Annotated in this window: 9 protein-coding genes and 1 pseudogene; 7 read left to right on the top strand and 3 right to left on the bottom strand. The window is 71.1% G+C overall.

Annotation, left to right across the window (positions count from 1 at the left end; translation table 11 throughout):
* Positions 1 to 18: 18 nt before the first annotated feature.
* Complete coding sequence (locus EV375_RS12465; protein ID WP_486588728.1) at positions 19 to 762, bottom strand: spermidine synthase family protein; 744 nt, start codon at positions 760 to 762, stop codon at positions 19 to 21.
* 241 nt (positions 763 to 1,003) lie between these two features.
* Between EV375_RS12465 and lon the strand changes: the two are divergent.
* Positions 1,004 to 3,459 (top strand): annotated as a pseudogene (gene lon / locus EV375_RS12460) (endopeptidase La).
* A 499-nt stretch (positions 3,460 to 3,958) separates the two neighbouring features.
* Here lon and EV375_RS12455 read toward each other — a convergent pair.
* Positions 3,959 to 4,810: a lysozyme gene (locus tag EV375_RS12455; protein WP_130299501.1), complete on the bottom strand. Its 852-nt coding sequence runs from the start codon at positions 4,808 to 4,810 to the stop codon at positions 3,959 to 3,961.
* A 223-nt stretch (positions 4,811 to 5,033) separates the two neighbouring features.
* Here EV375_RS12455 and EV375_RS12450 point away from each other — a divergent pair, with 223 nt between their 5' ends.
* Positions 5,034 to 5,513: a MarR family transcriptional regulator gene (locus EV375_RS12450; protein ID WP_130299500.1), complete on the top strand. Its 480-nt coding sequence runs from the start codon at positions 5,034 to 5,036 to the stop codon at positions 5,511 to 5,513.
* Here the strand turns inward: EV375_RS12450 and EV375_RS12445 are convergent.
* Positions 5,485 to 6,405: a protein phosphatase 2C domain-containing protein gene (locus EV375_RS12445; RefSeq protein ID WP_130299499.1), complete on the bottom strand. Its 921-nt coding sequence runs from the start codon at positions 6,403 to 6,405 to the stop codon at positions 5,485 to 5,487. The genes EV375_RS12450 and EV375_RS12445 overlap by 29 nt on opposite strands.
* Positions 6,406 to 6,828: 423 nt before the next feature.
* On the opposite strand from EV375_RS12445, the gene EV375_RS12440 reads away from it, so the two are divergent.
* Genes EV375_RS12440 through EV375_RS12420 form a run of 5 tightly spaced genes read left to right on the top strand, consistent with a single transcriptional unit; the run spans position 6,829 to position 12,496 of the window.
* Positions 6,829 to 9,600 (top strand): sensor histidine kinase, encoded by a 2,772-nt coding sequence (locus EV375_RS12440; protein ID WP_486588445.1) that lies wholly within the window; start codon positions 6,829 to 6,831, stop codon positions 9,598 to 9,600.
* Positions 9,597 to 10,163: a roadblock/LC7 domain-containing protein gene (locus EV375_RS12435; RefSeq protein ID WP_130299497.1), complete on the top strand. Its 567-nt coding sequence runs from the start codon at positions 9,597 to 9,599 to the stop codon at positions 10,161 to 10,163. Before EV375_RS12440 ends, EV375_RS12435 begins: the two co-directional genes overlap by 4 nt.
* Positions 10,133 to 10,570: a DUF742 domain-containing protein gene (locus tag EV375_RS12430; RefSeq protein WP_486588727.1), complete on the top strand. Its 438-nt coding sequence runs from the start codon at positions 10,133 to 10,135 to the stop codon at positions 10,568 to 10,570. Before EV375_RS12435 ends, EV375_RS12430 begins: the two co-directional genes overlap by 31 nt.
* Positions 10,551 to 11,192, top strand: coding sequence for a GTP-binding protein (locus tag EV375_RS12425; RefSeq protein WP_079100059.1), 642 nt, complete (start codon positions 10,551 to 10,553; stop codon positions 11,190 to 11,192). Before EV375_RS12430 ends, EV375_RS12425 begins: the two co-directional genes overlap by 20 nt.
* Positions 11,193 to 11,239: 47 nt before the next feature.
* Positions 11,240 to 12,496, top strand: coding sequence for a styrene monooxygenase/indole monooxygenase family protein (locus tag EV375_RS12420; protein ID WP_130299496.1), 1,257 nt, complete (start codon positions 11,240 to 11,242; stop codon positions 12,494 to 12,496).
* Positions 12,497 to 12,623: the final 127 nt, after the last annotated feature.

Below are 12,623 nucleotides of genomic sequence, written 5' to 3'. Positions count from 1 at the left end.
GGATCGTGTCGGCTGCGGCTATGCCGGTTTGGTTGCGAAGTGGACCACGTCGGGGACGCCTCGGGCGACGGGGATCTCATCTGTGCGAACTCGTTGGAATCCGGCATTCCGCAATGCTTCCTCGAATGTCGGGGAGGCCTGCGCCGACCACACGGCCAGTACGCCGCCGGGCGCCAGGCTCGCACGGCACGCCGCGAGCCCCCCGGAGGAGTAGAGCGTGCCGTTGCCGTCGGTGACGGTCCAGTCCGGGCCGTTGTCGATGTCCAGGCACAGCACGTCGAACGGCTGCGCCCCGACGGCGTCCCGGCCGAGGTGATCCAGAAGGTCCGCGTGCACGATCTCCGTACGGGGGTCGCGCAGCGCCCGGGCCGACAGCCGCGCGAGGGGCCCGTCCTGCCGGTGCCAGTCGATCACCGCCTCCTCGCGTTCCACGATGGTGATGCGGCCCCACGCGGGCTCGTCCGCCGCCTCCGCGAACGAGAAGCCCACGCCGAGCCCGCCGATGAGCAGCCGGGGCGGCTCGCGGTGCGGTCCGCGGCGCAGCTCCTCCAGCGCCGCCCGCACGAGCAGGCGCTCGGAGCGTCCGTCGGAGGTGTCCATGAGGAAGGTGCCGTTGGCGATGATCTGGAGCAGCTGCCCGTGCTGCCGCAGGACGACCTCGCCGTTCGGGCCGTCGCGGCGGTCGAGGACGACGGGCTGCCCGGCGCCGGGTCCGGACACGGCGACGGGGGCGACCCCGGGGGCACCGCCGGGGCCGGTCATGCCCTGACCGCCGGGACCGGTCACGGTATGACCGCCGGACCGGGTATGGCCGATGGCGCCGGCGGTGTTGTGAGAGGTGCTGTGGCTGTGCGGCTGGGGCATGCGCCCATCCTGCCGCGTGGCGGCAAGGCGGTGCCGCGGCGGTGATCGCTCGTGGCGAACACGGCCGGCACCGTGGAACATCCGGGGCCGGGCAAGCATTGAGTGGGCATAGCTCAACTTGCCTGCCGAGGGAGAGATCATGGCTTCGACGTCCACACCGCTCACCCTGCCCGTGCTGCCCCTCGACGACGAGGTCGTGCTCCCGGGAATGGTGGTGCCGCTGGACCTGTCCGACAGCGAGGTGCGGGGGGCGGTGGAGGCCGCGCGGGCCGCCGCCGGCAAGGGGGAGAAGCCCGAGGTGCTGCTCGTGCCCCGGGTGGAGGGCCGCTACGGGGAGATCGGCGTGCTCGGCCGTGTCGAACAGGTCGGGCGGCTGGCCGACGGTGATCCGGGAGCCCTCATCCGCGGCCGGCAGCGGGTGCGCGTCGGCTCCGGCACGAGCGGTCCCGGTGAGGCCCTGTGGAAAGAGGGCGTCCTCATCGAGGAGCCCGTGTCCGCCGGTGACCCCGGAGAGACCGGAGGGACGGGGGAGAACGACGGTGCCGGTGCCGCCACGGCCGAGCTGATGACCGAGTACAAGGCGCTCGCCACGGACTGGCTCCGCAAACGCGGCGCATGGCAGATCGTGGACCGTCTCCAGCAGATCGACGACCCCGGCCGTCTCGCGGACAACGCCGGATACTCGCCTTTCCTGTCCACCGAGCAGAAGATCACCCTCCTGGAGACCCTCGACCCGCTGGAGCGGCTCCGCTTCGCGGTGCGGACGCTGCGCGACCAGCTCGCCGAACAGGACGTGGCCGAGTCGATCGCGAAGGACGTCCAGGAAGGCGTCGACAAGCAGCAGCGCGAGTTCCTGCTGCGCCGCCAGCTCGACGCCGTACGCAAGGAACTCGCCGAACTGAACGGCGACCCCGAGGACGAGGGCGAGGACTACCGCGCCCGCGTCGAGGCCGCGAACCTGCCCGAGCACGTGCACAAGGCCGCGCTCAAGGAGCTGGAGAAGCTGGAGCGCGCCTCCGACCAGTCGCCCGAGGGCGGCTGGATCCGCACCTGGCTCGACACCGTCCTGGAGCTGCCCTGGAACGAGCGCACCGAGGACGCCTACGACATCAGCGGCGCCCAGGCCGTACTGGACGCCGATCACGCCGGCCTCCAGGACGTCAAGGAGCGCATCACCGAGTACCTCGCGGTGCGCAAGCGGCGCGAGGAGCGCGGTCTCGGGGTCGTGGGCGGCCGCCGCGGCGGCGCCGTGCTGGCGCTGACCGGGCCGCCCGGGGTCGGCAAGACCTCGCTCGGAGAATCGGTCGCGCGTGCCATGGGACGCAAGTTCGTCCGCGTCGCCCTCGGCGGCGTCCGTGACGAGGCGGAGATCCGCGGTCACCGGCGCACGTACGTCGGCGCGCTGCCGGGCCGCATCGTGCGCGCCGTCAAGGAGGCCGGCTCGATGAACCCGGTCGTGCTCCTGGACGAGGTGGACAAGCTCGGCGCCGACTTCCGGGGCGACCCGTCCTCGGCTCTGCTGGAGGTCCTCGACCCGGCGCAGAACCACACCTTCAGGGACCACTACCTGGAGGTCGAACTCGACCTGTCCGACGTGGTCTTCCTCGCCACCGCCAACGTCATGGAGGCGATCCCGGAGGCGCTGCTGGACCGCATGGAGCTCGTCCAGCTCGACGGATACACCGAGGACGAGAAGGTCACCATCGCCCGTGACCACCTGCTGCCCCGCCAGCTGGAGCGGACCGGACTCGCGGCCGACGAGGTCCTGCTGGAGGACGGCGCGCTGCGCAGGCTCGCCGGCGAGTACACACGGGAGGCGGGCGTGCGGAACCTGGAGCGCTCGGTCGCCCGGGTGCTGCGCAAGGTCGCGGCCCAGCACGAACTGGGCGAGCGCGAGCTGCCCTTCACCGTCGGCGCGGACGAGCTGCGCTCGCTGATCGGACGCCCGCACCACACCCCCGAGTCCGCCCAGGACCCGGCGGAGCGGCGTACGTCCGTGCCGGGCGTGGCGACCGGGCTCGCGGTCACCGGCGCGGGCGGCGACGTGCTCTTCGTCGAGGCGTCGCTGGCAGACCCGGAGACAGGCGGCTCCGGGCTGACCCTCACCGGGCAGCTCGGTGACGTGATGAAGGAGTCCGCACACATCGCCCTGTCGTATCTGCGCTCACGCGGCGCGGAGCTGGAACTGCCCGTCGCCGATCTGAAGGACCGCGGAATCCACCTGCACGTGCCGGCGGGCGCCGTGCCCAAGGACGGCCCAGCGCGGGCATCACCATGACGACCGCGCTGGCGTCGCTGCTGAGCGGCCGCCAGGTGCGCACGGACGTGGCGATGACCGGCGAGGTCTCGCTGACCGGTCGGGTGCTGCCCATCGGCGGCGTCAAGCAGAAGCTGCTCGCGGCGCACCGCGCCGGAGTCACGACGGTCGTGATCCCCAAGCGGAACGAGCCCGACCTGGACGACGTGCCGGAAGAGGTGCTGGAGGGACTGGACGTGCGTCCGCTCTCCGACATCCGCCAGGTGCTGGAACTGGCCCTGACACCGGCCGAGTCCGGTTGCCCGGCCGCTGAACGGGAATTTCCCGTGGCGGCCTGACCCTGCCGTCGGGAGCCTCGACCCGCCCCCGTCCGCCCGCCGCGTCGGCGTTCCTCGCCGGCGCGGCGTCGTGCGTCGGTGACGGGGGGCGCGTCGGGGCGTGGGGCTCGACGGCCCGGACGGCACAACTGAACCTCGTCAAGAGCGCCGTCTTCGGGAACACGCCCACCGACTGCGCGCCGCCCGGCAGCGTCCCGCGCTGCGACGCGACCGGCTCCGCCCCGGGCAGGAACACCACGAAGCCGGGCAGGAGCTGAGGCCCCGGCAGATTCGCGGAAGATGCAAGATCCCTGACGTGGCGGAAGTTTCAAGATCCCCGGCGTGGTGGGTCGGGAGCTCCCGGTGGCGGTGTCACACCGCCACCGGGCACCCCCTCCCGGCTGGGACCGCCGCGCCGGCGCTTTGTCGCCGGGCTCGCCCGGCTCGCCGGTGCGGCGTCGTGCGGCGGGCGTGACCGGCCCGCCCGGTTCGCCGCGGCGCCGCGTGGTGCGGCGTCACGTCATCCGTTGGCGAGTGCCTGCAGCCGGTCCATCGCACCGTTGAACAGGTTGTGGTCGCCGACGGTCGGTCCGGTCGAGGTGTACTGCCAGAACGTGTAGTAGCCCCAGCCGTTGGGGAGCGTGCCGGGCGAGGAGGCATAGCGCGCGATCCACAGCGGGTTGGTGCTGCCGAAGCCGCCGTTGTTGCCGGTGCACTGCGTCCACCAGTCCGTCGTCGTGTAGATCACGGCGTCGCGGCCGGTGCGTGCCTTGTAGGTGTCGGTGAAGTCCCGGATCCAGCTGACCATGGCGCTCTGGCTCAGCCCGTAGCAGGTGGAGCCGTACGGGTTGTACTCGATGTCGAGCACGCCGGGCAGGGTCTTGCCGTCCTTGCTCCAGCCGCCGCCGTGGTCCGCGAAGTAGTTGGCCTGTGCGGCGCCGCTGGAGTTGCCGGGCAGCGCGAAGTGGTATGCGCCGCGGATCATCCCGACGTTGTACGAGCCGTTGTACTGCTGCGCGAAGTAGGGGTTCTGGTACGACGTGCCTTCCGTCGCCTTGACGTAGGCCCACCTGACGCCGCTGTTCCAGAGGGTCGACCAGCTGACGTTGCCCTGATGGCTGCTCACGTCGACGCCGTGGACGGTCGCGTCCAGGGTCCTGGGCGGTGTGCCGTCGGTGGGGTCGCCCCCCTCGTGCATCCGCACGCCCACGCCCATCGAGGCTTCGCCGGGCTTGAGGGGGCCGGTGTCGTTCGGGGCCGCGCTCGCCGCACCGGGTGCGGTGACGAGCAGGGCGAGCGCGGATGTGAACAGCGCCGCCGCGTAGAGGATTCCTCGCCTGCGGCGGGCCTTGCGTGGTCCATGACCTGGCATCGCTGCCTCCGAAACCGTGGGGGGACGGATGTGGGGATTGGAGCGGGGTGCGGTGCGGGGGGCTGCGCCATGCCCGAACTGGTGTGGGCATGTCATGTCTTTTACGGTACGCGCGTAGACATAGCCGGGGAAGACGGACAGCTCTCCCGTCGGTGGTCCACACCTGCGAAACTCCGCCGGAGCTGGGACGATCGGCGGTCCGCAACGGGAACTTTCCGCGAGAATGACGGAAGAGAGCGCACAGGTGGATGAGTCCATGCGGCAGCATGCGCCCGAACTGCTGGACCTGGAACGGGAATTGACGGTGTTTCTGCGGCGTGCACGCGCCTTCTCCGGCGAGCTGGCCCGCGAGGTCCACCCCGAACTGGAGCCCGCCGCGTACGGGTTGTTCGTGCGGCTCGACGAGGGAGGCGCGCAGCGGGCCACCGCCCTCGCCGCCTACTTCGGGGTCGGCAAGGCCACCATCAGCAGGCAGTTGAGGGTGCTGGAGAACCTCGGGCTGATCACCCGGGCCCCCGACCCGGACGACGGCCGCGCCTCACTCGTGCACCTGACCCCGCAGGGCCGCGACCGCTTCCGGGCGGTGCGGGAGGCGCGGCGGGACGAGTGGGTGCGCAAGCTCGCCACCTGGGACCCCGCAGAGATCGCCGAGCTTGCGCGGCTGCTGCACCAGCTCAACTCCCTGTCGGACGTGGACCCCTGACCGGTCGGCGTGTCGTCGGACGGGCCGCCTGTGCGGCCGTTCCGAGCTCGGCGAAGACCACCGAGGCGTCGTCGTGCCTCTTGCCGCGCGGGTGCGCGGCGCCGTGCGGATCGGCGCGCTCCGCCTCCCGTACGCGGGCCACCAGCGCCTCGCTGCCCTCCTCGCGTACGAGCCCGAGGAGCGCGGCCCAGTCGCCGAGCCGGAACACCTCGCTCCAGCGCGCGGCGCCGTCGGTGAGCGCCATCAGTGCCCGAACGTCCGCCCGCCGTGCGCTGCCCGTGACGGCGAGCGAGGCGACGGCGGGGTCGGCGGCGGCGGTGTAGAAACCCTCGCCCCCGGGGGCGTTGCGCAGTGCCTCGACCGCGCTGACGTACTCGGCCTTCGCCGCGCCGCGCTCCGCGCTTCCCTCCGGCAGTTCACGTACACGGCGTCGCAACGAGCCGATGTGCGGGGGCAGTTCGTTCAGCCGGGAGTCGAGCACGGGTGTCACGGAGCCGCGGGGATGCTCCATGACCAGCACGGAGTCCGATAGAACCAGGTACTCGACGCTCCGCTCGTCCCACCTGGCCGTGACGACAGTGGCTTGCGGCGTACGCCTGTGAGAAAGGTCACAGGTTGAAGAGTGGTCGGCAGCGGTACGGGAAATGGCCTCGGAGAGGCACCGGCGGAGCGTCAATTCGCGCCGTGAGGTGGCCAGTTCGAGCAGCGCGCCGCCGAGCCGGGCCGTGAACCACGGCACTCCGTGTGTGCATCCGGCGTCGTCCCGCGGGGGCGTCACACCGTCCAGCACCACCAGCGCGCCGCCCTCTCCCGTGGAGGGGAGAGCCGCCGAGGCGTAGTCCTCATTGGGGCGACCGGGATCTCCGGCCTCGCCGGTCATGTCGATGCGCATGCGGTTCAGTCTGCACTCGGGCCGTCCCGGGAGACGGTGCGCTCAACGCGTGTCAAGGCCCCGGGATTCGGAAGGACGTCCAGGTCAGACCTCGCGGCAGGGCCGGAGTTGACCGGAATAGGTGCGTCCGCAAGTATGCGAACGCGCATCCTGCCAGGACCTGAGCGGGAATTCCAACCGGTGCCCATATCAGGGTGGTTGGGGTGTGCGGGCGGAGTTGTTCGCCGACTCCCGGTTACGGTTCACTCCTTCGGGTGGCCCAGCAGGAGATCGTCACCTCCCCTGTCGTCCGTACTGAAAGGTCGGATGACGTCCAAGGGATGCGAGGGAGAGGGACGACGGGCTCGAGTCCGCTCCTGCAACACAAGGTTGGACTGCGCCGGGCCGTCCCTGGGGCAGGCCCCGACGAGATTGCGAGCACGGGTGCGGACGAAGCTACTGCGGAAGCCGGACGGAACGGGCGGACTGCGGATCAGGCCCGGAAACCGGACGACGGCACAGGGCGGCCCCTCGCAGGCGCCCGGCCCCCGACGCGCGCGGGTCCGGAACCGGTTGCTGGCCTCCGTCGCCCTCTGCTCCCTCGCCGTGATCGGAGCCGGAACGCCCGCGGTGCTCACCGCCTACGACGACCTCACCGAGTCCCAGCAGCTGGTGGAACGCGCGGAACTCGACAAGCGCGCCATCGCCCTCGGCCACGCCCTCGCGGACGAACGCGACGGCATGGTCGAGTACGTCGCCGCGGGCCGCACCAGCCGCGACGGTGCGGGAGTCACCGAGGAGCAGCGCCGGCGCGTCGACCGGCAGATCTCCGAGATCCGGGAGACGGCACCCGCGTCCGTGCGGCAGGCGCTGGGCAAGCTGTCCGGCATCCGACAGGAGGCGCAGGCGGGCGACAGCGGCGCTCTCGACATCCACAAGGCCTACACGGGCACCATCAGGACCCTTCAGGACGTCGGCACCGACGTCGCCCGGTCCTTGCCCGCGCGCGCGACCGAGTCCGCGGGGTCCGCCGCCGGCCCCGGTGCCGCCCACGCTCTGCCCGACCTCGGCCGTGCCGTCGAACAGGCGTCGGCCGTGCGCGGACTGCTGCGCGGTGCGCTCGCCGCCGGGGGACCGCAGCGCTCCCTGACCGCCGAGGCGCAGCGCGCCGGGGTACGGGAGCAGGCCGCGCTCGAGGACTTCGGGGACGGCGCCGGCAGCCGGGCCCGTGACTCCTTCACGAACACCGTCACCGGCGCCGACATCACCGTTGCGCAGCGGTACTTGGAGCGGCTGACCGACCAGCCGTACCTGACGCCCGGCGACCGCGCGATGAACCACGACCGCATCGACGCCACGCTCTCCGCGCGCATCGACAGCATGCGCGGCGTCCAGTCGTCCTTCGCGGCCGAGCAGTTGAAGCACCTGGAAGGGCTCCGCGACGACGACGTCACCACGCTGGAGTGGCGCATCGCCCTCGTGGGGGCCTGTCTGCTCCTCGCGGCCGGGATCAGTGTGCAGACGGCACGCTCCATGGCCCGTCCGCTGTCCGTGCTCAAGCGCGGTTCACGGAGGCTCGCGGGGAACCCGGTGGGCGAGGAGCCGGTCGTCTTCAACGGCAGGAACGACGAGTTCGCCGAGGTGGTGCGCTCACTCAACACGCTCCATCAGACCGTCGTCGGCGTGCACGAACGCGCCGCGGAGGCCGAGGCGGACAACAACTACCTGGTGCGCCACAAGGACGCGCTCACCGCCGAACGGGACCGTGTGCGCGGCGAGTACACCGAGCTGAAGGAGCGCCTCGACGCGATGTCGGGCGCCGTCCACGGCACGTTCGTCAATCTCGCGCTGCGCACACTGGGCCTCATCGAGCGCCAACTCGGCGTCATCGAGGACCTGGAGGACCAGGAGAGCGACCCGTCCCGGCTCAGCACGCTCTTCAAGCTCGACCACCTGGCCACTCGGATGCGGCGCTACAGCGAGAACCTGCTGCTTCTCGCCGGCGCCGAACACGTCACCGCGCACCACTCGGGTCCCGTACCGCTGCTGGACGTGCTGCGCGCCGCGATCAGTGAGATCGAGCGGTACGAGCGCGTCGAGCTCGGTACGCTGCCGCCGCACGTGCAGGTCTCCGGGTACGCGGCCGACGACGTCAGCCACCTCATCTCCGAACTCCTCGACAACGCTGCCACCTTCTCCCCGCCGGACGCACAGGTGCAGCTGTCCGGCTGGCTGCTGGAGAGCGGCGAGGTGATGCTCTCCGTCGAGGACGAGGGCATAGGGGTCACGGGCAGAAGACTCGCGGCGCTCAACGCGCGGCTCAGCGTGCCCGACGGGCAGGAGCCTCCGGAGATGGAGGCGGCCGCCTCGCAGACCGGGCACCGCAGCTCCGAGGCCGGTCTCGGCATGGGCCTGTACGTCGTCGCCAGGCTGGCGGCACGGCACGGGCTGCGCGTGCAGCTGCGTGAGCGCAGGCACGGCGGCGGCATAGCGGCCGTCGTGGCGGTGCCGAGCCAGCTGCTTCCCGCACGGCCGGTTCCCGTCGCGGCCGCCGCGAGCGAAGCCGGGGCGGGACGTGTCCCCGCTGCTCCGGCGTCGGCGTTCCCCGGCTCGGCCGCGGAGGCCAACTCCAATGCCCTGCCCAGCCGTCGAGGCGGAGACGACCCGCTGGTGTCCGCCGCGGAGCGGGCGGTCCGGGAGTCGGGAGCCGTACCGGTGCAGGAGGCCCCCGCACCGCTCGGGCAGAGGCCGGAGTCCGAGGAACACGCGTTGGCGCCGGGAGACGCCGGCACCCGCGCCGGGCACGAGCCGGGCCCCGACGACCCGGAGCCCGGGCCGGACGCGGGTCCGCAGGCAGCGTCCTCGGACGAGACCGAACCCCGGGACGACGCTGCCGGGTCCGGGACCGACTCCGAAACCGGGACCGTCTCCGAAACCGGGGCCGGCCCCGAAGCCGGAATCCCGGAACAGTCGAGGATCACCGACAAGGGGCTGCCCAAGCGGACTCCGCATCATGTGGAGGCGCAGAGGGACCCCGTGCAGCCGCGCAAGCAGGGCCCGAACGCCGAAGAGATGCGCCGCCGCCTCGGAGGATTCCAACGCGGAGCGGAGCACGGCCGCCGTGACGCGGCCGCCGAGACCGACGCTGATGGGAATGTCTCTGATCAACCGGGGACGCAGTCCGATGGTGGTACCGCCGAGGAGGCTCGCAGGTGAACGCGTCCACCACGCGCACGACCGGCAGCGCCCAAGCGCGCAATCTGCGCTGGCTGTTGGAGAACCTTGTCGAAGAGGTGCCGGGCGTCCTGTCCGTCGCCGTCGTCTCGTCCGACGGGCTGCTGCTGCTGTCCTCCGACCACAAGACGGACGCCGCGGCCGCCGGTCACGCTGCCGCGGGTTCCGGGTCCGAGGGCGCCGGCGGCCGTACGGACGACACGGAGAGCAGAGACGTCCCTTCCGCCCGCAAGGGAGGCGTGCGCAGCCCGAAGGGCACGAGCGCCGATCTGGCCACGATCGTCTCCGGCCTGGGGTCCCTGACTCTCGGTGCCGCCAAGCTGATGGACGGCGGGGAGATCAAGCAGACCGTGGTCGCCATGGACGAGGGCTCGCTCTTCGTGATGTCGATCAGCGACGGTTCCCTGCTCGGCGTACACGCCACGCCGGACTGTGACATGAGCGTCATCGCCTACCACATGGCGCTCTTCGTGGGCCGCGCCGGCCATGTCCTCACCCCCGAACTCCGTACCGAATTGCGCTCGTCGATGGAGCTGGACCAGTGACACCTGCTTCTTCCCCGCCCCCCTTGCCCGTTCGACGTGAGAGCGGCAAGTCCAAGAGAGTCCGCCCGTACACCCTCACCGGAGGACGTACCCGGTTCGGCCACGTGCTGCTGGTCGAGACGATCGTCGCGGCGATCGAAGCCCCGGAGGAGCGGCCGGAGTTGACCTCCGGCGGCCTGCGTGACCGGGTCATGCCCGAAATGCGGGCGATCGTCGAACTCTGCCGCCGCATGCGTTCGGTGGCGGAGATCGCAGCACTGTTGAAGATGCCTCTGGGTGTGGTACGGGTTCTGCTCAGCGACCTCGCCGACCAGGGACGGGTGCGCGTTCACGGCACCGGGCACGGCAGCGACCGGCCCGACCGTGCGCTGTTGGAAAGGGTGCTCGGTGGACTTCGCAGGCTCTGAGCCGGTCGTGGAAGAAGTGAGGAATGCGGAAGGTACCGCCCCCGGAGTGAAGGACTGGCAGGAGGATCTCTCGCACGCCCCCATATCCACCAAGATCGTGGTGGCGGGCGGCTTCGGCGTCGGCAAGACGACGTTCGTCGGTTCGATCTCCGAGATCGAGCCGCTGACGACCGAGGCGTTGATGACGCAGGCCAGCGAGGACGAGGACGACATCACCTCGACCCCGGAGAAGACCACGACCACGGTGGCCATGGACTTCGGGCGCATCACCCTCGAATCGGACCTGGTGCTCTACCTGTTCGGCACGCCGGGCCAGCAGCGCTTCTGGTTCATGTGGGACGACCTCGTGCGCGGCGCCATCGGTGCCGTCGTGATGGCGGACACGCGGCGCCTGGAGGACTGTTTCCCCGCGCTGGACTATTTCGAGAGCTGTGGGTATCCGTACGTCGTCGCGGTGAACCACTTCGAGGGCACCACCGCGTACGAGGCCGAGGACGTGCGGGAGGCCCTGTCCGTCCCCAAGCACGTGCCCGTTGTGATCATGGATGCGCGTGAGCGGGCCACGGTACTGAAGTCGCTGCTCGCGTTGGTCAGTCACGCACTGGACGTCACGCCCGCCTGAACCGGCGCGGCGCGGAACCGCACAACGTACGGAGAAGAGAGACCGCCATGCGGAAGATACTCATTGTCGGAGCCGGCCAGGCAGGCCTCCAGTTGGCGCTGGGCCTGCAGGCCCAGGGCTACGAGGTCACCGTTATGTCGAACCGCACGGCGGACGAGATACGCGGCGGACGCGTCATGTCGACGCAGATGCAGTTCCACACGGCGCTGCAGAACGAGCGGGACATCGAGGTCAACTTCTGGGAGAACCAGACCCCGAAGGTCGAGGGCCTGGGAGTCTCCGTGGCCGACCCGGAGTCCTTGCAGGGCCCCGGTGAGACCCAGCTCGCGATCAACTGGCTCGGTAGGCTGGACAATTACGCCCAGTCCGTCGACCAGCGCGTGAAGATGTCCGGCTGGATGGAGACCTTCGCGCAGCGCGGCGGCCAGCTCGTCATCCACGGAGCGGCCGTCTCCGACCTCAACTTCTTCGCGAAGAAGTACGACTTGGTGCTCGTCGCGGCCGGCAAGGGCGAACTGGTGTCGATGTTCGAGCGGGACGCGGAGCGCTCCCCGTACGACACACCACAGCGTGCCCTCGCCGTCAGCTACGTCAACGGACTCGGCCCGCGTCCTGAGCACCCGGACACGGAGGCGGTGCGCTTCAGCCTCGTGCCGGGCGTCGGTGAACTGTTCGTCATGCCCTGCCTGACGACGACCGGGCGCTGCGACATCCTCTTCTGGGAGGGCATCCCCGGCGGGCCCCTCGATGTCTTCCAGGGCATCAAGGACCCGAACGAGCAGCTCGCCAAGACCCTGGAGCTCATGGAGGAGTTCACGCCCTGGGAGTACGCGAGGGCCACGAAGGTCGAGCTGACCGACGCCAACGGCACGCTCTCCGGGCGGTACGCGCCGACGGTGCGCAAGCCGGTGGGGCGGCTGCCGGACGGCGGCGCCGTGCTCGGCGTCGCGGACGTCGTCGTCACCAACGACCCGATCACGGGCCAGGGTTCGAACTCCGCCTCCAAGTGCGCGGCCGCCTACCTCGCCTCCATCCTGGAGCGCGGCGACAAGCCCTTCGACGAGGAGTGGATGCAGCAGACGTTCGACCGCTTCTGGGCGGAGGTCCAGCACACCACCAAGTGGACGAATGCGTTGCTGGGCCCGCCGCCCGAGCACATCCTCAACCTCATCGGCGCGGCCGGGCAGCTCCAGCCCGTCGCCGACCGGTTCGCCAACGGCTTCGACAACCCGGCGGACTTCGAGGAGTACTTCTACGACCCGGCGAAGACCGAGGCCTACCTGGGCAGCGTCGCGGGAGGCTGACGCCGGCGGAGGCCCCCGTCCGGGCCGCGGCCCTCGTCGCGGCCCGGCGGCACGGCCCCTGGCACGGCCCGGCCGCCGCGCCGGCCGATCCGGCGCGGCGGCCCGTCACGGACGGGGAAGGGGGACC

The sequence above is a fragment of the Streptomyces sp. CNZ301 genome (genome assembly GCF_004217425.1).
This window is presented reverse-complemented; position numbering and strand designations above follow the sequence as displayed.